20 protein-coding genes and 1 tRNA gene are annotated in these 20,694 nt (G+C 67.9%); 9 read left to right on the forward strand and 12 right to left on the reverse strand.

Translation table 11 applies throughout. The annotated features are described in order from the left end of the window. Positions 1 to 285: 285 nt before the first annotated feature. Positions 286 to 480, reverse strand: coding sequence for a hypothetical protein (locus AVR91_RS43860; RefSeq protein ID WP_228688232.1), 195 nt, complete (start codon positions 478 to 480; stop codon positions 286 to 288). A 66-nt stretch (positions 481 to 546) separates the two neighbouring features. Here AVR91_RS43860 and AVR91_RS21005 point away from each other — a divergent pair, with 66 nt between their 5' ends. From AVR91_RS21005 to AVR91_RS21020, 4 genes are all read left to right on the forward strand, one after another. Beyond that, the gene (locus tag AVR91_RS21005; RefSeq protein ID WP_228709272.1) at positions 547 to 1,761 is read left to right on the forward strand and encodes a GGDEF domain-containing protein; all 1,215 of its coding nucleotides are present in this window, start codon (positions 547 to 549) and stop codon (positions 1,759 to 1,761) included. A gap of 76 nt (positions 1,762 to 1,837) precedes the next feature. Then, positions 1,838 to 4,000: a phospholipase A2 gene (locus tag AVR91_RS21010; protein ID WP_063272240.1), complete on the forward strand. Its 2,163-nt coding sequence runs from the start codon at positions 1,838 to 1,840 to the stop codon at positions 3,998 to 4,000. A gap of 162 nt (positions 4,001 to 4,162) precedes the next feature. Continuing rightward, positions 4,163 to 5,779 (forward strand): LCP family protein, encoded by a 1,617-nt coding sequence (locus AVR91_RS21015; protein WP_063272239.1) that lies wholly within the window; start codon positions 4,163 to 4,165, stop codon positions 5,777 to 5,779. A gap of 239 nt (positions 5,780 to 6,018) precedes the next feature. Continuing rightward, the gene (locus tag AVR91_RS21020; protein ID WP_016336752.1) at positions 6,019 to 6,489 is read left to right on the forward strand and encodes a helix-turn-helix domain-containing protein; all 471 of its coding nucleotides are present in this window, start codon (positions 6,019 to 6,021) and stop codon (positions 6,487 to 6,489) included. 68 nt (positions 6,490 to 6,557) lie between these two features. On the opposite strand, the gene AVR91_RS21025 is transcribed toward AVR91_RS21020, so the two are convergent. Continuing rightward, a complete protein-coding gene (locus tag AVR91_RS21025) occupies positions 6,558 to 8,018 on the reverse strand; it encodes a flavin-containing monooxygenase (protein ID WP_063272238.1) in 1,461 nt (486 codons plus the stop codon). 121 nt (positions 8,019 to 8,139) lie between these two features. Between AVR91_RS21025 and AVR91_RS21030 the strand changes: the two genes are divergently transcribed. Next, on the forward strand, positions 8,140 to 8,697 hold the full coding sequence (locus AVR91_RS21030; protein ID WP_063272237.1) for a TetR/AcrR family transcriptional regulator: 558 nt from the start codon (positions 8,140 to 8,142) through the stop codon (positions 8,695 to 8,697). A gap of 233 nt (positions 8,698 to 8,930) precedes the next feature. Then, a complete protein-coding gene (locus AVR91_RS21035; protein ID WP_199749982.1) occupies positions 8,931 to 9,341 on the forward strand; it encodes a hypothetical protein in 411 nt (136 codons plus the stop codon). A 3-nt stretch (positions 9,342 to 9,344) separates the two neighbouring features. Here the strand turns inward: AVR91_RS21035 and AVR91_RS21040 are convergent, their stop codons facing one another. Beyond that, complete coding sequence (locus AVR91_RS21040) at positions 9,345 to 9,566, reverse strand: DUF3618 domain-containing protein (protein ID WP_005165704.1); 222 nt, start codon at positions 9,564 to 9,566, stop codon at positions 9,345 to 9,347. Positions 9,567 to 9,691: 125 nt separating this feature from the next. Between AVR91_RS21040 and AVR91_RS21045 the strand changes: the two genes are divergently transcribed. Then, positions 9,692 to 9,765, forward strand: a tRNA-Leu gene (locus tag AVR91_RS21045). A 157-nt stretch (positions 9,766 to 9,922) separates the two neighbouring features. Here AVR91_RS21045 and AVR91_RS21050 read toward each other — a convergent pair. The 8 genes from AVR91_RS21050 to AVR91_RS21085 form a co-directional block, all read right to left on the reverse strand. After that, on the reverse strand, positions 9,923 to 10,195 hold the full coding sequence (locus AVR91_RS21050; RefSeq protein WP_063272236.1) for a hypothetical protein: 273 nt from the start codon (positions 10,193 to 10,195) through the stop codon (positions 9,923 to 9,925). A gap of 369 nt (positions 10,196 to 10,564) precedes the next feature. Further along, entirely contained in the window at positions 10,565 to 10,954 is a 390-nt protein-coding gene (locus tag AVR91_RS21055; protein WP_063823107.1) for a hypothetical protein, read from the reverse strand. 43 nt (positions 10,955 to 10,997) lie between these two features. Further along, positions 10,998 to 11,600: a nucleotidyltransferase domain-containing protein gene (locus AVR91_RS21060; RefSeq protein WP_083737677.1), complete on the reverse strand. Its 603-nt coding sequence runs from the start codon at positions 11,598 to 11,600 to the stop codon at positions 10,998 to 11,000. 142 nt (positions 11,601 to 11,742) lie between these two features. Next, positions 11,743 to 12,342 (reverse strand): dihydrofolate reductase family protein, encoded by a 600-nt coding sequence (locus AVR91_RS21065; protein ID WP_063272234.1) that lies wholly within the window; start codon positions 12,340 to 12,342, stop codon positions 11,743 to 11,745. A gap of 5 nt (positions 12,343 to 12,347) precedes the next feature. Beyond that, positions 12,348 to 13,148, reverse strand: a complete 801-nt coding sequence (locus AVR91_RS21070) for a metalloregulator ArsR/SmtB family transcription factor (protein ID WP_063272233.1) — start codon at positions 13,146 to 13,148, stop codon at positions 12,348 to 12,350. A gap of 33 nt (positions 13,149 to 13,181) precedes the next feature. After that, complete coding sequence (locus AVR91_RS21075; protein ID WP_063272232.1) at positions 13,182 to 14,189, reverse strand: methyltransferase; 1,008 nt, start codon at positions 14,187 to 14,189, stop codon at positions 13,182 to 13,184. Next, a complete protein-coding gene (locus AVR91_RS21080) occupies positions 14,186 to 14,773 on the reverse strand; it encodes a short chain dehydrogenase (RefSeq protein ID WP_063272231.1) in 588 nt (195 codons plus the stop codon). Before AVR91_RS21080 ends, AVR91_RS21075 begins: the two co-directional genes overlap by 4 nt. A 14-nt stretch (positions 14,774 to 14,787) precedes the next feature. Further along, positions 14,788 to 15,561, reverse strand: coding sequence for an aminotransferase class IV family protein (locus AVR91_RS21085; protein ID WP_063272230.1), 774 nt, complete (start codon positions 15,559 to 15,561; stop codon positions 14,788 to 14,790). Between the two features lie 54 nt (positions 15,562 to 15,615). Here AVR91_RS21085 and AVR91_RS21090 point away from each other — a divergent pair, with 54 nt between their 5' ends. Further along, complete coding sequence (locus AVR91_RS21090) at positions 15,616 to 16,122, forward strand: DinB family protein (protein ID WP_063272229.1); 507 nt, start codon at positions 15,616 to 15,618, stop codon at positions 16,120 to 16,122. Here the strand turns inward: AVR91_RS21090 and dnaE are convergent. After that, positions 16,097 to 19,606, reverse strand: coding sequence for a DNA polymerase III subunit alpha (gene dnaE, locus AVR91_RS21095; RefSeq protein WP_076857393.1), 3,510 nt, complete (start codon positions 19,604 to 19,606; stop codon positions 16,097 to 16,099). The genes AVR91_RS21090 and dnaE overlap by 26 nt on opposite strands. A gap of 119 nt (positions 19,607 to 19,725) precedes the next feature. Between dnaE and AVR91_RS21100 the strand changes: the two genes are divergently transcribed. After that, entirely contained in the window at positions 19,726 to 20,691 is a 966-nt protein-coding gene (locus AVR91_RS21100; RefSeq protein ID WP_063272228.1) for a LysR family transcriptional regulator, read from the forward strand. Positions 20,692 to 20,694 lie beyond the last annotated feature (3 nt).

The raw sequence follows: 20,694 nt of genomic DNA on the forward strand, positions 1-20,694 counted from the left end.
CTCTCGATCAGAAGTCACGGCTCGACACTGTCCGACACCTCCCGGCCACCTCGTTGCTGCGAACTAATACCTTGCCCGGGCTCAGAAGTCACGACTGGACACTATCCGTCACCCCTTCCGCGACGCGTCTCGAAAAACATTCAGCGACCAAGATCAGAAATCACGGGACACGATTGCCACCTCCGGTCCGTGTTCGCGGGCACCCTTGCCGGTGTCGGACAACTGTTGCGATGGGATGATACCGGCCGTGGAATACGAACGGTGTATCAGTCGGTACCGGTGAGATTACTCAGCCGTGCCGTCCGGGCGGAAAAGAGGTAGCAATTGCCAGCCGAGACCGGCGACCGTCGCCAGCACGGTGACGGCACCGGCGACCTTGACGACGCAACGGCGACGGCCGCCGCGGACAGCGGTGTACCGGTGACCGAACGCGGGCAGGCAAGCCCGGAAGGTGACCAGGCCGGACCTCCTCGGCGCCATCCCTACGATCCCAGGGCGTGGGCGCTGTGGCAGCGGCCCAAGCGGTTCATCGTGTTCCTTTTCGCGATGGAGGTCGTCGGAATCGCGGTCATGGTCGTCGCGACGATGAATTCCACGAATCCGGGAAGAATCGACTGGGTTCGTTTCACTATTCTCGCCGTCGGTGCCACGGCGCATATTCAGCTCACCCAGCGTCAAGAAGAAAGACGGCGCGACCGGAGCCGCACCGTTCTCATCGACCTCACCGCGGTATGGACATTTCCGGCCGCGGTCATCCTGCCGCTTTCGCTGACGCTTTCCATCATCGCGATCGTCCGGATCCAGCATTGGTTCATCGCCCGGCGTCCCGCGCACAACTTCGTGTTCTCGTCGGTCACCCACGGCGTTTCGGTGACCTTGGCTTCGCTCACCTTCGCCGCGTTCGGACCGCATGAATGGGGAAGGATTTCCGGCTGGGACACCCTCGGCGAGTTCGGTGTCCTGATCGTCACCGGGATGGTCTTCGAAGCGGTGCAGATCGCCTACATCGGCGGCATCCTCGCGATCGGCTCGCCGAAACGGCCGTCGATGTCCACCGTGCTCGGCAACACGGCGGACAACCTGCTGGAGGCCATCACGATCGGCCTCGGCGCGGTCACCGCGGTGCTGCTGTTGATCATGCCGCCGATGGTGATCGTGATGGCCGTGGTGACGGTGGTGTTCAATCGCCTCGCCGAGATCGACCAACTGCAAAACGACGCGCGCACGGACCCGAAAACCGGTGTTCTCAACATGCGCGGATGGTCGGAGTCGGCCGAACGGGCGCTCGGAAGGACTGCCCGATCGGACGACAACCTGGCCCTTCTGATGATTGATCTCGACCACTTCAAGTGGATTAACGACACATATGGACACCCGGCGGGTGACGACGTCCTCCGCGATGTGGCACGGAAATTGGACGAGGTCACCCGGCCCGCCGACGTCATCGGCCGGTTCGGCGGCGAGGAATTCCTCGTACTCCTGCCGGATATCGACGAAACGGCGGCCAAACTCGCCGCCGAGCGAGTGCGCAGCGCTATCGCCGAACTGCATATAGTGACTACCGACAAAAGGGGCAGCCGGGTCACCATCTCGGGTCGCACCACCTCGATCGGGGCGGCCTTGTTCCCTCGTCACGGTGAATCCCTGGAGGAACTCCTGCACGCCTCCGACGCCGCGGTCTACGTGGCCAAGGAGAACGGCCGGAACCAGGTGCGCTTCGCCCAGGACGTCGACCGGCCCGCTCCCCCGCCGGTCACCTGACTCAGGGACACCTGGTGGGTGAACCCGGGGGTTATCCGGATGTCCGCCCCGATCGGCGGATGGCACCCTTGACGCCATGCCAGCGACAGCCGACGCCGCCGCTCGTCCTGCCCGGATCCGGCGGCCATGGTCGACTTCGGGCTGGTTACTGCTGGTCACCGTGCTGGTGTTCGGTTTCGGACTGATCGCGTCACGGCCGGCCTCGCCGCCGGACCAAGGGCCACCGACGGGTGATCTCCTCGCCGCGCAGAACGCGGTCGACGCGCTCGTGCGGCCGGGCCCGGTCGAGAACGTGATCGCCGAACTGCCCGCCGACTTCACCGCGGTCAGCGGCATCACCCCGGGAGTGATGACGGCGAGGGACGGCACCGTGCGCGCCGTCCACACCGACGGCGGCTGCTCGGCACCCTGGGGCGACGACAACACCAAGTGGGACTACGCGGTCCCCTGCAAGGCCCACGACCTGGGCTACGACATCCTCCGCTACGCCGAGCGCAAGGGACATCCGCTCGGGCAGGAGGCCAGGGCCGCGCTCGACGACCGGCTCTCCGCCGACATGCACAACGCCTGCGTCCTCAACCCGATGGACTCACGCGGCACCTGCGACGTCGTCGCCTCCCTCTATACCGCCGGGCTGGTGCTCAACTCGTGGCATCAACGCTGGGGACCGCCGGTCGGCGACCCCCTCGGCCCGATGATCGTCGGCGTGCTGGTGATCGGCGCGCTGCTGGTGTTCCGCCTCCGCGGCTGGGTCCGCAACCGCCGGGCCGCCGTCACGCTCCCGGCCGAACCGCGGCCGGCCGTCCCGGTCGGCCGATGGGCGTTGCTCGGGGTCGCCGGTGTCGTGTTCATGGTGCTCGGCGAATCCGCCGTCGCGCTCGCGCACTGGGCGGGCGCGCCGGAGCGGTCGTTGTGGCCGTTCACCTGGCTCGCCCAGCTCTGTCCGCTCATCTTCTTCGCGGTCGGCCGGATCAACGAGGCGGGCTGGCGGTCGATCCGCGCGGGCGGCGGCCGCTACCCGCAGTACCTCGCCGACCGGGCGAGCCCGCTGCTGCGCCCGGCGCTGATCTTCGCCGTGGTCGCGCTGGTCGTCCCCCTCGCGCTGGAAGTGCTGGGGATCCCGACGGGCACGAACGCCACGGTCATGCGGATCGCGCTGCACCCGCTCTGGCTGCTCGGCGTCTTCCTGCTGACCGTCGTCCTCGCGCCCGCCCTGCTGACGCTGTATCACCGGACACGGGCCGTCTCCGTCGCCGGACTGCTGGCGCTGACCTTGGCGAGCGAGGCGGCCGCGCAGTGGTCCGGCTCGGCCGTCCCCCGCTACGCGGAGACGCTGTTCCTCGCTCTGTTCGTCCAGCAATTGGCGTTCGCCCACGCCGACGGTGCCCGCCCGTCGCGCGGCGCCCTCGTGGCGACGGCGTTCACCGGCGCCGCCGGACTGGGCCTCACGGTCGCCGTCCGCGGCGAAGGACCGATGCTGCTCGGCGGCCCCGGTGCCCCGGCCGCGTTGTCGGGCCCGCCGTGGGGTGTGCTCCTGCTCGGCCTGGTGCAGCTCGCGCTCCTCGGCCTGCTCGCCCGGCCGCTGGCCCGGCTCGGCGAACGTCCGGCGGTCGCCGCGGCCGCACGCCTCGTCCTGCGTGCCCCGATGAGCCTGTACCTCGGCTTCCTGTCCGCGATGCTGCTGCTCGTGGCGGTCGTCTACCTGCCGGGGCCGTTCGTGGACGGGCTCAGCTGGCTGGCCCGGCCGAGGGTCCTGCTCGCGATGGCCCTGCTGGCCGTGCCCGCCGTGCTCGTCTTCTGGTGGTTCGAGCGCCATTCGGGGCCGCAGCAGCGGACGGTCGACGAGCCCGGGCTGCGGGCCATGGTGTTCTGCCGCGCGGCGGCGACGGTCGGGATGGCGTACGCGATGCTCGGCGTTTTCGGGTTCGCGCTGACCCGGTTCGGCGGCGCCTCGGCCGACGCCGACCTCCTCGGGATCCGGTTCGGCCCGGTCCAGAGCCTGGTCAACCTGCTGCTCGGGGTGTACCTGCTGCACACCGTGCGCAACGGCACGAGCCGGATGACCGGGACCTGGCTGGTCTGCGCGATCGCGTGTGCGCCACCCCTGATGACCGCCCTCGAAGGCGAGCGGGTGAGCGCCGCCTCCGTCGCGCTGCCGGTGGCGACGATCGTCGTCGCGATGCTCGCGGCGGCCGCCACGCTGGTCCCAGCCCGTGCGGCCCGGCGTGTCCTTCCCTGAGCCACACGGCGCTGACCAGGCGATTTCCGTACCCTGGAGAGGAAACCGGTGGTGCGTGCCACATCTTCGGGGGGATGTGTAATCCTGCGACAACCCGCAACAGGCACCATGCGTCCCTTGAAGAGACCGTCGAACCGGTAACGAACAGAAGGAGCAGACCGCGTGGAGTACCCGCCTCGGAATGGGTATGGGGATCGACGTCCCGCCCGGCCTAGGCAGGACGCGCCCGGACGCGTTCCTTCCCGCCCGGCCCCGCCCCGGAGTGCCCGCCAGGCCGCAGGCCCGCCGCCCAGGCGCCCGGCCCCCAAGCGTGCCCCTCGACGGTCGTTCCGCGGCCCCAAGATCGCCCTCGGCCTCGTCTCGCTGCTGGTGATGGGCCTGACCGGGTACGCGTGGGCCGCGATGGACGGCCTGACCTTCGCGAACGTCGGCATCGGCGCGGACGAAGGCGAGAAGCCCGCCGACGGCGCCCGCGACATCCTGCTCGTCGGCCTCGACAGCCGAACGGACGCACAGGGCAACCCGCTGTCGAAGGAAGTGCTGGCCCAGTTGCGCGCCGGCCAGGCCGACGGCGAGCTGAACACCGACTCGCTGATCTTCGTGCACATCCCGAACGACGGTTCCAAGGCCGTCGCGATCTCGCTCCCGCGCGACTCCTACGTCGACATCCCCGGCGGCTTCGGCAAGCACAAGATCAACTCCGCCTACGCCCGCGCGATGCTCGACGAGCGCAAGAAGCTGCAGGAAGACGGCGTCTCCGACCCGAAGGAACTCGACCAGAAGGCCAACGAGGCCGGCGCGAAGACGCTGATCAAGACGGTCGAGCAGCTGACCGGCTCGACCATCGACAACTACGCCGCCATCAACCTGCTGGGCTTCAGCGAGATCACGCAGGCCATCGGCGGGGTCGACGTCTGCCTCAACGACGACGTCGACGACCAGTTCTCCGGCGCGAAGTTCACCAAGGGCCCGCACACCATCTCCGGGGTCGAGGCGCTCGGCTTCGTCCGGCAGCGGCACGGGCTGCCTCGCGGCGACCTAGACCGGGTCGTCCGGCAACAGGTGTTCATGGCCGGGATGGCGCGGAAGGTGCTCTCGGCGGGCACGCTCGCGAACCCCGGCAAGCTCAACGACCTGATCACGGCCATCAAGAAGTCGGTCGTGCTCAACCAGAACTGGGACGTCTTCGGGTTCGCGCAGCAGATGAAGAGCCTGACCGGCGGTCAGCTCGAGTTCCGGACGATCCCGATCGTCAACATCGAGTACAAGACCCCGAACGACGGCGTCGCCATCCAGGTCGACCCGAAGCAGGTCAAGAGCTTCGTCCAGGGGCTCGCGGGCCCGCAGCCCGGCGAACAGCAGCAGGCGCCGCCCGCCGAGTCGGCGAACAAGGCGACCACGGTCGACGTCCGCAACTCCACGAACCGGGACGGGCTGGCCTCGTCGGTGCTGAAGCAGCTCGTCGACAAAGGCTTCACAGCGGGCGACACGGCCACCGCGAGCGCGCGCAAGAAGACGGTGGTCTGGGTCGCCAAGGGTGAGAAGGCGGCGGGCCAGGCGGTCGCCGACGCACTCGGCGGCAACCCGACCGTCCAAGAGGACAAGAGTGTGGAGGCCGGGCACGTGACGGTGTTCCTCGGCTCGGACTTCAAGGCGCCGAGCGGCGCCGAGGGCTCCGGTTCCTCGCAGAACGCCGCCGGTTCGTCGGCCGCGGCGCCGCCGCCCGAGCAGTCCGACGAGAAGCCGATCACCGCCGAAGGCGTGCCCTGCGTCAACTGACGCGGCGCCGCTCCTCCTGGCAGCCAGGCTCAGGGTGTTGCGAAAGCCACCGAAACGGCCCCTCCACCCGCCATTCCTTCACCCATTCGGCCCAGCAGACCAAAATCGATAGGAAAACCACCCCCGAAACCGCGTAAGAGCGACGCCCCTGCCGACTTTCATACACGTGAGCGCGCTCGTCCCGGGTTTTGTCACATGGGGCGGGCGGTGGAGAAGGTTGGCAAGGCAGGGGATGGGGAGTGCTGATCGACGCTGAGAGCTATCAGCGGATACTCGGAGACGAGCTCCGCAAGCTCCGCCGTAAACGTGGCTGGACACGCAAGGAACTGAACCAGCATCTGCAGAGCGAGATCTCGCTCCAGACGCTGGCCACCTACGAGCTGGGCACCCGCCACTGTTCCGTGGTGCGGCTGGTCGAACTGTGCGTCGCGATGGACGAGCTGCCACAGGATCTGCTGGCCAAGGTGCATCGCCGGGTGTTCGTGGACGAACCGGGCCGGGTGCGGATCGACCTGCGCCTGGTGATCAAGGACGAGCAGGAGGAACTGCTCCCCCTGCGACGGTGGGCGGACGACCGGCTCAAGAGATCGAGTGACAACGGCTCGGCCGAGGTCCACCTCGATTTCGCGGCGCTGGAACGGATGGCCGAGCTCTGCGGCATCCCCACCGTCGATCTCATCGGAAGGCTTCGCCGGCTCAACCCCTCATGAGCGCGGCATTCCCCGGTCCGTGAAGGCCATGCCCCCCATCTTGGCTTTCACGGACCCTCCCTCTTTCCTCAGCCGAGGAGTTCGTAGTCCTCGCGGCGCACCTTGCGGGTGTCGAGCCAGTACCGCCAGGTGAAACCCGGCCAGATCGTGCGGTTGACGCCCTTCGCGTCGAGGTACCAGCTCTTGCAGCCACCCTGGGTCCAGATGCCCTTGGCGAGTTTGCGCTGGATTTCGCCGTTGAAACGCTCCTGCGCCTCCGGCCGCGGGTCGAGCGCCTTGCCGCGCGCGAGCCGCAGCGCCTGCGCGACGTACGAGATCTGCGCTTCGATCATGAAGACCACGGAGTTGTGCCCCAGCCCCGTGTTCGGGCCGAGCAGGAAGAACAGGTTCGGGAACCCGGACACGGTGATGCCCTGATAGGTCCGCATCCCCTCGGTCGCCCATTCCTTGCCGAGGTTGCGCCCGTCGCGGCCGATGATCTCCAGATCATCGAAGGCGTCGGTGACGTGGAAGCCGGTGCCGTAGATGATCGCGTCGACCTCGTGCTCGACGCCGGCGCCGTCGACGACGCTGTGCTCGCGGACCTCCTTCACGCCGTCGGTGACGACGTCGACGTTGTCCCGCGCGAGCGCCGGGTAGTAGTCGTTGGAGACCAGGACCCGCTTGCAGCCCATGGTGTAGTCCGGCGTCAGCTTCCGGCGCAGCTCGGGATCCTTGACGCTCTTGAAGATGTTGCGCTTCGCGATGCGCTGGCCGATCTTCATGACCCACGGCTGCCCGTTGAAGCCGATCGCGCGGGCTTCGAGGCCCCAGTAGAGAACGTCGCGGAAGGCGCGCTGCAGCAGCGGCACCGAACTGAACGTCTTCCGGAGCGCTTCGGGGATCTCGCGGTCCGGCTTCGGCATGATCCACGGCGGCGTCCGCTGGAAGAGGGTCAGCTCGGCGACGTCCTTCGCGATCCGCGGCACGAACTGGATCGCGCTCGCGCCGGTGCCGACCACGGCGACCCGCTTACCGGTGAGGTCGTAGTCGTGCTCCCACTGCGCGGAGTGGAAGGCACGGCCCTTGAAGCGCTCGATGCCGGGCAGCTTCGGGATCTGCGGCAGATGCAGCGCGCCGACCCCGGCGACCAGCGCGGGCGCGACGAACTCGTCGCCTGTCTTCGACGCGACGTGCCAGCGGTTCTCGTCGGCGTCCCAGCGGGCTCCGGTCATCTCCTGGCCGAAGCTGATGAAGCGGTGCAAGTCGTACTTCGCGGCGACGTCGCGCATGTACTGCCAAATCTCGGGCTGCGGCGAGTACGCGCGGGACCAGCCGGGGTTCTGCTCGAACGAGAACGAGTACATGTGCGAGGGGATGTCGCAGGCGCAGCCGGGGTAGGTGTTGTCGCGCCACGTGCCGCCCACGTCGTCGGCCTTCTCCAGGATGACGAAGTCCTCGCGGCCCTCTTTCCGCAGCTGAATGGCCATGCCCAGGCCGGAGAAGCCGGTTCCGACGATGACGACACCGGTCTCGGTGCGGTTGCCCATGACCCGACCTCTCGTTCGAATTACCTGTTACCGGGAGTTCACCTTACTCGAAGTAGGTTACCTTCGGTAGAGTGTTGTGGTGACGACGGCGAAGCGCAAACGCATGCCACGAGCAGAGCGGATGCGGCAAATGATCGAAATCGCTGAGGAAGTCTTCGCCGATCGCGGCTACAGCGCGGCGTCGATGGACGACATCGCGGAACGCGTCGGGGTCTCCAAGCCGATGCTCTACGAGTACTTCAACTCGAAAGAGGGGCTCCTGCTCGCCTGCATCCAGCAGTCGCGGGCGGCCCTGCGCGAGGTCACCGAACGGGCGACCGTCGGCGCGACGTCCGCCGAGGACGCACTGCGGCGCGGGCTGCTCGCCTTCTTCGTCTTCATCCGGGAACGGCGGCAGGCCTGGTCGCTGCTCCGCCACGAGATGGCGCTGATCGGAACGGGTGCCGCCGACGAGATCGAGCAGACCCGCCGCCAGCAGACCGACCTGATCGCCGCGCTGATGAGCGACCACCTCGACCAGGCCGACGACCTCCGCGTCGAGGCGTCCGCGGAGTTCGTGGTCGGGGCCTGTGAACGGCTCGCGATCTGGTGCGAACGGCACGAGGACGTCAGCCCCGAAACGGCGACCGGATACGCGATGGACATCCTCTGGTCGGGCCTGTCGGCGAGGGCCCGCTGAAACGACTGTGAAGATGCTCGTGCATTAGGCCATTCGGTCGTCACTCAGAGCACATTGCCGCCAGTGTCTTGTGACACAGAGTTGTCCTACTGTATCGATGACACTGTAGAAAGTCTGATGGACAGTCGCGACCACCCTCAGGAGGGGGCGCCACCACCCGAAAGTGGCGTCATGACGGCGGCGTGACGAAGTCCATTGAGTGACGCATGCTCGCGAGGAGAGGGGTGAGGCGGATGACCGAACCGATCACCGCGTCGTACGTCCAAGAGGACGACGACTGGAAGGTCACGGTCAGCGGCTCCGGCAAGGAACTGACCGGTCGCGCGCCGGGCATCATCGCGGCACGGGACCGGGCCGACCAGCTGGTCGAGAAACTGTCCCCGCCGGAACATTCGACGGTGGTGCACCTGCTGAACGGCAGCGCGCTCGAGTTCACCGCCGCCTACATGACGGCGAGGCTGACGCTCCCGGAGATCGAACCGCTCGAGGTTCCTCCGCCGTCGAACGGCAAGGCCAAGGAGAAGACCGGCGGCAAGCCCCCGGTCCCCCAGGGCAAGGAACTCCCGAAGGCCGTCGACGAGGCGAAGTCCAAGGAGAAGTCCGAGCCGGCGAAGACACCCGCCAAGGCGGCCCAGACCTCCTGAGACCTACTTCAGGAGTTTGCGGATCAGCAGGACGCCGATCAGCACAGCCCCGCCGATGAGCGGGTACTTCACCTTGGGCTCGTCCAGCTTCGCGCGCAGACCGGTCTTCGCGGAATCCACGAGCTTCGCGGGGTTCGCCTTCGTGCCCAGCTGGTCGAGCGTGGCCACCAGCGCGTTCCTGGCCTGCTCGATCTCACGCTCGATGGTCTCGGGATCGCGAGCCACGTGTCCTCCTCGCCGCGACGGACTTGCTGGTGGCCCACGTTAGAGGACGCCACCCCGCGCCGTGGCATCGGCCACGCCGAGAAACGCCGAACGTGTCGCACGCTACGATTTCGGGGCAGTACTGGGGGCCCGTAGCCCAATTGGCAGAGGCACACGGTTTAGGTCCGTGCCAGTGAGAGTTCGAGTCTCTCCGGGCCCACCCTGCACGCCTGACCTACGACGGCGCGCTCCGCTTGGAGCCGCCCCGCAGGGCACGTGCCACAGATATGCCACACCCGAACACGAAGAAGCTCCCGGCAGCTAGCGGACCCGCCGATCGCACTTGATCCCGCGACCTTGCCGAAGTCGACCATGTACTACTTCTTCACCAAGACGAACGTCCATCGGTGCGAGTGCGACACGGTATCCGTGTTGTGTACGCGGCCGACGAATCGGAGTACTTCGTCATTGCCCGGCGTGATAGTGGCGGTTTGGAGTCTCACCGTGTCGTCCAGCGAGGTCACGCCCCAGCTCACCAGGTCCCACTCGGGATCGGGATAGAACTCGTACTCGTCCAACTCCCCCGCGGGGACGGTGCGCGTTCCGGAGTTCACTCCCCGGAACTCGAGGATGCTGCGAATCTCAGGCATGGGTCACACTCCTGCCCAGTTAGCGGTGATGCCCCAGCCGGACAGTTCAATAGATCCCGGTCCAGCCCTCGCCGGTAGCGGCGTCGGGATGGTCCCGGTTCCTCTCGGGTTCCGGTTGGTGAGGCTGGCGAAATTCACCGTCTGCTCGACCACGATGTTGACGTTGTCGAGAGTGAGGTCGCTGCCACCTCTGGTCGCCGTTACGCAGCCGCCGAACACCTTCGCCCTCGACTCGACAACGAGACACCCGGCATATCCGGCCGCAGTGCCGTCTCGGACCGCCATTCGGGCTGAGAGGTGACACAGAAGGACGCGCACCTCGACGACGGCAGATTCGACACGGCAAAGGGCTCTCGTACAAGTGAGAGTTCAAGTCTCTCCGTACGCCCCAAGCGGGCCGAGACGCGTGGCCTCAGCGTGCGGTGGCCACCCGGCGAGCTTCTTCGACCAGCGTCTGCCCGCACGCTTGAACTCGTCCACCGTGGCCGGAGTGTGGCTGTAACCCGCCTTGGTCTTCAGCTTGAGCAGAGTTCTCAAGTGCTTCGCGATTTCCTTGTCGGCCCGAGACAACAAGCTGATCGCTTCGTCGTGGTTCTCGCCCTGTGCGTGTTCACCCAACCTGGCACAGCAGATGACGTCGGACGCCGCGATGCCGGCGTGCACGCACAAGGTCACGTACGCGTCGGCGATGTCCTCGTGCTCGTCGGCGAGTTCGCGAATCATGTCCGCCGCCTCGTTGAATTGGGTCGCCTTGTGCATACGACCTCGTTGAACGCTCGCGTCGCATCTTCTGATCCGCACGTCAGCCTTTTCTCTTTCGCAGATGTCCGGTCAGCCATGCCCGGCTCCCGGCCACCGTCAGTCCGTCTCGTGCCACATCGTGCAGAACAGCCTCGTCGTACGCGTGGACGACGAGTTCGGCTTCGGTGAACTCCAGAGGCCGCGTGTCGTTACCGGTCCAGCGGGTCACCTCGACCGCCAGCTCATCGACCTGCGTTTCCCAACGGTCGTCATCCGCGTCATCTGGCCGGATCAGCAGCAGATCAAGGTCGCTGTCCTCCGTCATCTCGCCTCGTGCCACCGAGCCGAAGACCGCGGCGTACACCGGCGGGACCTGCCAGGACTCCAGCCGATCTTCGATGCGTTCCAGGAGCGTCTTCTGCATCCGGGCGAGCCCGATGATGTATTCCGCCGCAAGATGGTCGCGGTTGAGCCGGTACGCGAAGGCGTTGCCGACTCGGTCGGACTCAACGACACCCTGCTTCGTCAGGCGCCGCAGCACTTTGCGGATGCCTTCCTCCGAATGCCGGGCCAGCAGGCGATGCAACTGCCCGGTCGTGAAGATGCCGTCATGGCCGGCAAGGACGGCGAGCACGTCGCCGTCGACGGTTGGGGTGACCGTCATCAACGGCCTGCTCAAGTCCACTTGCCCGCCTCCCAGACAACTATAGTACCGGAATGCCAACTATAGTACACACACCTGTCTTATAGTGGGGCCTCGGGCGAGCTCGCCTGCGATACCTGAAAGGCGACGACCTCCCGGCGGATCAGCGCACCCGGTCGTAGACCAGCGCCATCTCGCCCAGCTCCCCGACCTCCTGGTAAGCCACCGACCACTTCGACGCGGGCAGCCCGTCGGCGAACAGCCGCTGTCCGCCGCCGGTGATCTCCGGGCAGATCATCAGGTACAGCCGGTCGATCAGGTCGTCCGCGAGCAGGGCCTTGATGACACTGGCGCTGCTGTTGACCAGGATGTCGCCTTCCCCGTTCGCCTTGAGGGCTGCGATGACCTCGCCGGCCGGGGCGTTCACGACGCGGGCGCGGTCCCAGGGTGCTTCGGACAATGTCGTCGAGAAGACCACCTTTTCCGCGTCCGTGAGCCATTTCGCGTAGGCCCGGTCGCGGGGATCGGCGTTCTCGTCGGCGGCGATGGTCGGCCAGAAGCCCAGGAAGCCCTCGGCGTTCAGTCTGCCGAGCACCGCGGTGGTCGCCGTTTCGTGGATACGGGCCAGGTGGGCGCGGGCGACGTCGGTGGTGGCGTAGGAGACGATCGCGCCCATGTCGCCAGGGCCGCCGGGGCCGCTGTAGTGGCCGTCGAGGGTGAGGCTGATGTTGGCGGTGACGCGGCGGGCGGCGTGGTTCGTCATGTCGTTCAGTCCTTTTCCTGGGTCAGCGTGGTCGCGAGGTTGTCGAGCACCTGGCCCCAGCCGGTTTCGATACCGGCGATGAAGGGGACGGCCTCGACGGTGGTTTCGGTGATGCGCAGGTCGAGCCGGAGCCGGGTCCCGCCCGGCGCCTCGGTGAACTTCAGGTCGTAGTGACCGGTGAAGAAGGTGTCGCCCTCGGCGGTCAGCACCGAGAGGTCGAATTCGAGGTGTTCGGGTTCGGCCGCGGCGCGGACCTTCCCCGCGGACCGGTAGCGCCCTTCGGCGTCGCGGTAGTCGAGCACGGCCCGGCCACCGGCCCACGGCTCGATGACGCAGTCGGTGACGGTCATCGAGGGCGGCGCCCACCAGGACGCGAGCAGCGCGGGCTCGGCCCAGTGCCGCCAGACGTCGTCCCGCGGCGCGGTGAGCAGACGGTCGAACGAGAACGCTCGTCCGTCCGCCCACCGGTCCTGCTTCGCGGCCTCGGTGTCGGCACCGATCGCGGCCTGATAGCGCGCGAGGACGTCTCGCTCGCCCGCGTTCGCCTCGATGGTCGTGATCAGCGTCCGCAGCCGTCCTTCGAGGTCCTTCAGCGGACCCGCCTCGACCGCGTAGACGCGACGCTGCCCGAGCGGGAACACCGTCACGAGCCCGGCGCGGGCGAGGGTCTGCAGGTGCTTGGTGGTCTGTGGTTGCCGCAGGCCGGTCAGCTCGGCGAGCTCACCGACGGACCGGGGCCGCTCGGCGAGAAGCTCGACGAGGCTCCACCTCGCTCCGTCTCCCAATGCTGCTGCGATCTGCTCCATGCCGAGAAGTATTCACTCAGTAGAATATTCTTGTCAAGGAATATCTTCGCGGTGGAACTCCAGCAGGCTGCGCTGCTCGGTCAGGGTGGTGATGGAGTCGAAGACCAGGCCGTGCGCGGCGGCGAGTTCGCGGAGCTCGTCGAGACGCCGCTCGCGGCCGCCGTAGAGCACGAGCATGACCAGGTCCCACTCGGTCTGGGCCCCGAGTCCGCCGACCGCCTCGATGACGAGGACCCGGCTTCCGGCGCCGGCCGCCTCGGCACATCGGGCCAGGATGCGATGGGCGTGCTCGTCGTCCCAGTCGTGGAGGATGTCGGACAGCAGATAGGCATCTGCCCCGGCCGGGAGCGGGTCGAAGAAGCTCCCCGCGCTCACCTCGACCCGGTCTCCGAGCCCCTGCTCGCGCAGTGCCGCTTCGGCGGCGGCCGCGGTGCGCGCGAGATCGACGAGGTGGCCGCGCATCGACGGGTTGGCCTTCAGGATCGCGGCGAGCAGGCTGCCGTGACCCCCGCCGACGTCGACGAGCGTGCCGAAGCGGGACCAGTCGAACCCGGTGACGAATCGCGGCACCTGCGTCAGATACCGCTGGGTCATCTGCCGGTCGAACGTCTCCCGGAGATGGGGATTTTCGGCGAGATCGGTCCAGAAGTCCTTGCCGTAGCGGCGAACGTAGCCCGCCTCGCCGGTGGCGATGCTGTGCGCGAGCTCGACGAACGCCAGTTCGCCCCGCCCGCCGGCGGCGTTGATGTCCAGCAGTCCGGCGAGGCCGTTTCCCGCGTCGGCGCGGAGTTTCGCGCCGTACTCGGTGGTGCGGTAGCCGGTCGACGTCCGTTCGAGGACGCCGAGCGTGGTCAGGTGCCCCAGCAGCAGATCGAGCGCGAGCGGGGATTGGCCGAGTTCCGCCGCCAGGTCGCCGGCGGCCACGCCGTCGCCGGACAACCGGTCCGGCAGCCCCAGTGTCACCGCCACGCGCAGCGCCATCGGCGTCGCCAGCCCGGCCAGCTGGAGGAATTCCTGTCTGTCCTTGTCATGGGTGGTCACGGGGTCAACGTCCGTCCGGTGAGGTCGGCGTTCTCGACGCTCTCGACGTAGCTGCGCGCGACGTCGGCCGCCGGGGTGCCGCCTTCCGGTTCACCGAGCGCCGCGAGTGTTTCGCGCACCCAGCCGGGGCTGACGGCGTTGACGCGGAGCCCGCGAGGCAGCTCGCGGGCGGCCGCGGCGACGAAGGCTTCGAGACCTGCGTTGGTCAGGACACCGAAAGCACTGCCGCGCAACGTTTCCGGGATCCGGCCCGCGGTCAACGTGACCGATCCACCGTCCGGCAGATGCGGGATCGCGTGCCGCAGCAGGAACACCTGCCCGAGCAGTTTCCCTTGCAGGCCCTGCGTGAACTCTTCGTCGCTCCCGCCGTCGACCGGGACCAGCGAGCCGCTCCCCGCGCAGCACACGACATGCTCGATACCCGGCTCGGCGGCGAAGAGCGCGTCGAGCGTGGCGGGCTGCTCGACGTCCACTCCGACCTCGCCGGAGCGGGACGCGGCGAGCACCGTGTGCCCGCGCGCGGTGAGAGCCGACGAGACCGCGGCCCCGATCGTCCCGGTGGCACCGACCACGAGGATCTTCATCGATTTCTTCCCTTTCAAGGTCGCACGAGAGGTTCTGTTTCGTAAGCCCGGTGCAGCGTCTCGACGAACGACGGCGCTTCCGGCAGCGGCGCCGGGCCGATCCGGCGCACCGCTATCCCCGGCGTCCACGAGTTCATGACCACCGCGCCGCCGAGCCCCGGCAGGTCCGCGCGGGTGACCTCCTGGACCCGTTGCGGCACACCGAGCCCCTCCAGACGCCGCTGGACGATGCCCATCGTCGTTCCCCGCAGCAGAGCGGCTTCGGGCCACACCACCGTATCGCCATCGGAGAAGGCGAGGTTCCAGATCGTCGCCTCGCTCAGCCTGCCCCGCCGATCGACGAACGCCGCGTCGTCGAATCCTTCGGCGACCGCCTGCCGTCGGAAGTACGTCTTCGCCGTCTCGCCCGTTTGCTTGATGGTGGGGAGGAAGCGTTCGTGCTCGACGGCGGTCAGCGCCAGCGGCCCCGCCGGACCCGAAGCCGGGGGCCGGGTGCGCACCAGGACTTCGAGGTCACCCGGCAGGTGGATCGTCACGGTCAGGGAGACGTCGGCGGGCCCGGACTTCAGCGCCTCGCGCACGTACGAGCGGATCCGATCATCCGGCAGGGCGTCGCCGAACAGCTCCAGCGAGGCGCTCCGCAGCCGGTCCAGATGCAGGTCGAGACCGCGGACCCGGCCGTCACGCACCTGCATGGCCGTGAAGTGCGCGAAGCCGGCGAAGGCGAGGGGCGCCAGGTCTTCGGCGGTCGCCGTCCGGCCGTTCCGTTGCGCGACATAGGGACTCATGCCCGCACCGTAAACCGGTTGCGACCGCGGTGCCCCGAAGGGAGGATCCGGCGCGTGTCCGTATCGCGTTCGGAGCTGTCCCGCTGGCAGTTCGATCTGACCTGGTCGTTGTTCGAGTACCACCTCGCCGATCTGGAGCCGGGAGACTTCCTCTGGGAGCCCGCGGCCCTCTGCTGGACGATCCGGCCGGACGGCACCCCCGACTGGGCCGACACCGAACCCGATCCCGTCCCGGCCCCCACGATCGCCTGGCTCACCTGGCATATCGGCTGGTGGTGGAGCGTCGCACTGGACCACGCGAACGGACGGACTCCCCGCGAGCGCACGGAAATCACCTGGCCCGGCGCGGAAACCGTCGTCGCCTGGCTGGGCGGCCTCCGCGAGGAATGGCTGGCCGTGCTGGACCGCTCGACCGACGCCGACCTCGACGCGCCCTCCGGCTACCCGTTCGGCGAGGAAGCGGGGCTGACCTTCGCCCACACCGTCGCCTGGGTGAACGCCGAACTGATGAAGAACGTGTCGGAGATCGGGCAGCTCAGGTTGCGGCGGCGCGCGGCGTGATGCCGGGAATGGACTTCAGCTCACCCAGAAGCGTCGAGCTGACGGCGACGGGGTAATCGTCGAGCGCGTACCACGTCCCGGCGAGCTTCACCCGGACCGGCGTCCGTCCTTTGTGTACCAGCAGAGTCCGCTTCAGTTCGAGGACCGCGTCCTCGGTCAGCCGCTCGGCGGTCGCGTGCAGGGTCAGCGGTGGTTCCCCCGCGGAAAGGTCGAGCGGCACGAGCCCGCCACCGAACACGGACATCCTGTCCTCCCGCCAGTTCACCCGGCCGCTGACGCGGACGGCGTTGTCCTCGGCCAGATCCGCCGCGAAAAGCGCGTACGCCTTGGGAAAGAACAGCACTTCGAGCGCGGCGTCCAGATCCTCGATCGTGCAGATCGCCCACGGCTCGCCTTTCTTGTTCACCCGCCGTTCCAGCGACGTGACGAGCCCGGCGACGACCAGTTCTCCCTCGCGTGGCGGATTGTCGAGGATCGCCGCGATCGGCCGGGGCGCGTGCGCGCGCAGGACATGTTCCGCCCCGTCGAGCGGATGCGCCGACACGTAGAGCCCGAGCATTTCCCGTTCGTGGGCCAGCAGTTCCTTGCGCGGCCACTCCTCGACGCCGTACTTGAGATGCGCGAGCGGCGAGGTGTCCTCCTCGCGTTCCTCACCGGACCCGAAGAGATCGAACTGACCCATGGCCTGCTTGCGTTTCAGCGGAACCACGGCGTCCACCGCGTCCTCGTGCACCCGCACGACCGAGAGCCGCGTGTGCCCGAGCGAGTCGAACGCGCCCGCCTTGGCCAGCGATTCGATGACGCGTTTGTTGCAGGCCACCAGTTCCGACTTGTCGAGGAAGTCGGTGAACGACGCGTATTTCCCCTTATCCAGCCGGGTCCTGATGATCGAATCGACGACGTTCGCACCGACGTTGCGCACCGCGCCCAGCCCGAACCGGATCGCGTCGCCCACCGCGGCGAACCGGAGCCCAGATTCGTTGACGTCCGGCGGCAGCACCTCGATCCCCAGCCGACGGCATTCCGAGAGGTAGACCGCCGACTTGTCCTTGTTGTCCCCCACCGAAGTCAGCAGTCCCGCCATGTACTCGGCCGGGTAGTTCGCCTTCAGGTACGCGGTCCAATAGCCGACCAGGCCGTAGCCGGCGGCGTGGGACTTGTTGAACGCGTACCCGGCGAACGGCAGGATCGCGTCCCAAAGCGCCCGCACGGCCGCGAGGGAGAAACCGTTGGCGAGCATGCCGTCCCGGAAGCCTTCGAACTCCTTCTCCAGCACCTCTTTCTTCTTCTTGCCCATCGCCTTGCGTAGTACGTCGGCGCGGCCCATGGAATAGCCGGCGACGTCGCGCGCGATCCGCATGATCTGTTCCTGGTACACGATCAGGCCGTGGGTCTCGGCCAGGATTTCGCGCAGCGGCTCGGCGAGCTCGGGATGGATCGACTCGATCGGCTGCCTGCCGTTCTTGCGGTCCGCGTAGTTGTTGTGCGTGTTCATCGCGATGGGTCCCGGCCGGTACAGCGCGTTCACCGCGATGATGTCGCCGAAACCGGTCGGCCCCATCCGGCGCAGCAGATCCCGCATCGCCCCGCCGTCGAGCTGGAAGACACCGAGACTGTCGCCGCGGGCGAGCAGTGCGTAGGTCGCCGGATCGTCCACGCCGAGCGTGTCGAGGTCGATGTCCTCGCCACGGTTGGCCTTGATGTTGTCGAGCGCGTCGCCGATCACGGTGAGGTTCCGCAGGCCGAGGAAGTCCATCTTCAGCAGGCCGATGGCCTCGCACGACGGGTAGTCCCAGCCGGTGATGACCGCGCCGTCGTCCCGCCGCCACAACGGGATCGCGTCGAGCAGCGGTTCACTCGACATGATGACGGCGCAGGCGTGGACACCGGCGTTGCGGATCAGTCCTTCGACCCCGCGCGCGGTCTCGAAGATCTTGGCCGCCTCGCCGTCGCTTTCCAGCAGTGCGCGGACCTCCGCCGCCTCGGCGTAGCGCTCGTGGTCCGGCTCGACGATTCCGGCGAGCGGGATGTCCTTCGCCGCGACAGGCGGCGGGAGCGTCTTCGAGATCCGGTCCGCGATCGCGTACCCAGTCTGTCCATAGTGGACGCGTGCAGCGTCCTTGATGGCCGCTTTTGTCTTGATGGTGCCGAAGGTGATCACCTGGGCGACGTGCTCGGCGCCGTACTTTTCGGTGGCGTACCGGATCATCTCACCGCGGCGCCGGTCGTCGAAGTCCATGTCGATGTCGGGCATCGAGACCCGTTCGGGGTTGAGGAACCGTTCGAAGAGCAGGCCGAGGTCGATCGGGTCCAGATTCGTGATGCCGAGCGCGTATGCCACCAGCGACCCGGCCGCCGAACCTCGGCCGGGCCCGACCCGGATGCCGACGCGGCGGGCGTGGTTCATCAGGTCGGCGGTGATCAGGAAGTACGCCGGGAAACCCTTGTCGGCGATCACGCCGATTTCGAAGTCGGCACGGGCGAGGTAGGCCTCGGGGACACCGTCCGGCAGACGGCGGCGGAGCCCGGCCGCGACCTCCTCCCGCAGCCAGGATTCCTCGTCGTGTCCTTCGGGGACTTCGAAGACCGGCATCCGGTCGACGTGCCGGTAGACGTCGTCGTAAGGCTCGATCCGTTCGGCGATGAGCAGCGTGGAATCCGCCGCGCCCGGAACCTCCCTGTCCCAGTACTCCCGCATCTCCTCCGCGGACTTGAGGTAGTAGCCGTCGCCGTCGAATTTGAACCGGCCGGGATCGTCGAGCGTCTTGCCGGACTGGACGCACAGCAGTGCCGAATGCGCCGCGGCCTGATCCCGGGTGACGTAATGCGAATCGTTGGTGGCCAGGGGCTTCAGCTCCAGCCTGCGCCCGATGTCCAGCAACCCCTCCCGCACGGAGCGCTCGATCGGGAGACCGTGGTCCATCAGTTCGAGGAAGAAGCCGTCCGCGCCGAAGATGTCGCGATAGTCCGAAGCCGCCTGGATCGCCTCGTCCGGCTGGCCGAGCCGGAGCCTGGTCTGCACCTCGCCGGACGGGCAGCCGGTGGTGGCGATGACACCTTCGTGGTGCCGGGCGAGGAGTTCGCGATCCATCCGGGGCTTGCGGTAGTAGCCCTCCAAGCTGGCCAGCGAAGACAGCTTGAACAGATTTCGCAGGCCGGTCGCGTTCTCCGCGAGCATGGTCATATGCGTGTAGGCGCCGCCGCCGGAGACGTCACCGCCATCGCCACGCCGCCCCCAGAACACCGGTTTCTTGTGGAAACGCGACTCGGGCGCGAGGTAGGCCTCGATGCCGATCACCGGCTTGAGCCCCGCCCGGACGGACTGCCGGTAGAACTCGTCCGCGCCGTACATGTTCCCGTGGTCGGTCATGCCCACGGCGGGCATGCCGAGCCGTTGGGCCTCGGCGAACAGCGGCGCGATCTTGGCGGCGCCGTCGAGCATCGAGTACTCGGTATGAACGTGCAGGTGCACGAAGGAGTCCACCGGTCACTCCCCACGGTTGTACGATTCCGGTCCGACGCGGCGAATTGGACCGGTGCGGGGCTGGCGTAGTCCAACAAGCGACACGCGATCGGCGACAACCAAAAGTTGTAGGGAGCACAGTGGAACTGGATCTGGGCGCGGTGCGCGCGTTCGTCGCGGTGGCCGAGGACCGGTACTTCAGCGAGGCCGCGATCCGGCTGGACATGAGCCAGCAGGCGGTCTCCAAACGCGTCGCGAAGCTCGAGACCGATCTCGGTGTGCGGCTGCTGTCACGCACGCGAGGAGGCGCCGTGCCGACCGAAGACGGCGAGGAGTTCCTCAAGCACGCCCGGGCGCTGATCAGCCTCGCGGACCAAGCCGTCGAGCGTCTTCAGGGCAGGCGGCGTCCCCTTCGCGTCGACGTCCTCGGCACGCGGCTAGCGACCATGGAGGTCATCCGGGCGTTCCACGCCGGCCACGACGACGAACTGGAACTCGTCACACCCGGGCTGGGCGCGGTGCGCCGGTCCGTGCTGCCCGAGTCCGTCGACGCCGCCTTCGCGCGCGTCAGCAGCGCGCCTGCCCCGGGGATCGGCCGCACGCCCGCCTACCTGGAACCGGCGAATCTGCTGGTCGGGCGGCGGCACCCGCTCGCACGGCGGCGACGGGTGGCGATGGCGGAACTCGAAGGACTGACGGCCTGGATGCCCTACAACGCACGGGCCAGCGAATGGGCGGAGTTCTGGGCGGAACTGTGCCCGGCGTTCGGCATCCTGGTCGACACCGCCGGCCCGAACTTCGGCCTGGAACACCACATCGAGGTGCTCAGCGAGTCGAAGGACCGGCTGGGCTTCGTCGGCGCGAAGATGCACGTGCCCTGGCATCCGGACGTCGTCCAGATCCCGCTCGTCGATCCGACGCCGGTGTACCCGTTCTCGCTGCTGTGGCGGCACGAGAACCGGCATCCGACGCTGCCGCGGCTGATCGAGCACGTCCGCTCCACGTACCGGCCCTTCGATCCGGAGCGGCAGTGGCTCCCGGTGTCCGATCGGGAGGCCATGACCCGTGTGCACGATGCGCGAGGGGCCCTCGGTACGGAAAAGTGAGGC

This window comes from Amycolatopsis keratiniphila subsp. keratiniphila, assembly GCF_001620365.2.
GTDB classification, from domain to species: Bacteria; Actinomycetota; Actinomycetes; order Mycobacteriales; family Pseudonocardiaceae; genus Amycolatopsis; species Amycolatopsis keratiniphila.

Excerpts from the sequence above, each read along its gene's own strand:
- AVR91_RS43860 (WP_228688232.1), bottom strand. The coding sequence starts at position 480 with ATGGCGCCGAGGAGGTCCGGCCTGGTCACCTTCCGGGCTTGCCTGCCC.
- AVR91_RS21005 (WP_228709272.1), top strand. The coding sequence starts at position 547 with ATGGAGGTCGTCGGAATCGCGGTCATGGTCGTCGCGACGATGAATTCC.
- AVR91_RS21010 (WP_063272240.1), top strand. The coding sequence starts at position 1,838 with ATGCCAGCGACAGCCGACGCCGCCGCTCGTCCTGCCCGGATCCGGCGG.
- AVR91_RS21025 (WP_063272238.1), bottom strand. The coding sequence starts at position 8,018 with ATGGGCAACCGCACCGAGACCGGTGTCGTCATCGTCGGAACCGGCTTC.
- AVR91_RS21030 (WP_063272237.1), top strand. The coding sequence starts at position 8,140 with ATGCGGCAAATGATCGAAATCGCTGAGGAAGTCTTCGCCGATCGCGGC.
- AVR91_RS21035 (WP_199749982.1), top strand. The coding sequence starts at position 8,931 with ATGACCGAACCGATCACCGCGTCGTACGTCCAAGAGGACGACGACTGG.
- AVR91_RS21050 (WP_063272236.1), bottom strand. The coding sequence starts at position 10,195 with ATGCCTGAGATTCGCAGCATCCTCGAGTTCCGGGGAGTGAACTCCGGA.
- AVR91_RS21055 (WP_063823107.1), bottom strand. The coding sequence starts at position 10,954 with ATGCACAAGGCGACCCAATTCAACGAGGCGGCGGACATGATTCGCGAA.
- AVR91_RS21060 (WP_083737677.1), bottom strand. The coding sequence starts at position 11,600 with ATGACGGTCACCCCAACCGTCGACGGCGACGTGCTCGCCGTCCTTGCC.
- AVR91_RS21065 (WP_063272234.1), bottom strand. The coding sequence starts at position 12,342 with ATGACGAACCACGCCGCCCGCCGCGTCACCGCCAACATCAGCCTCACC.
- AVR91_RS21070 (WP_063272233.1), bottom strand. The coding sequence starts at position 13,148 with ATGGAGCAGATCGCAGCAGCATTGGGAGACGGAGCGAGGTGGAGCCTC.
- AVR91_RS21080 (WP_063272231.1), bottom strand. The coding sequence starts at position 14,773 with ATGAAGATCCTCGTGGTCGGTGCCACCGGGACGATCGGGGCCGCGGTC.
- AVR91_RS21085 (WP_063272230.1), bottom strand. The coding sequence starts at position 15,561 with ATGAGTCCCTATGTCGCGCAACGGAACGGCCGGACGGCGACCGCCGAA.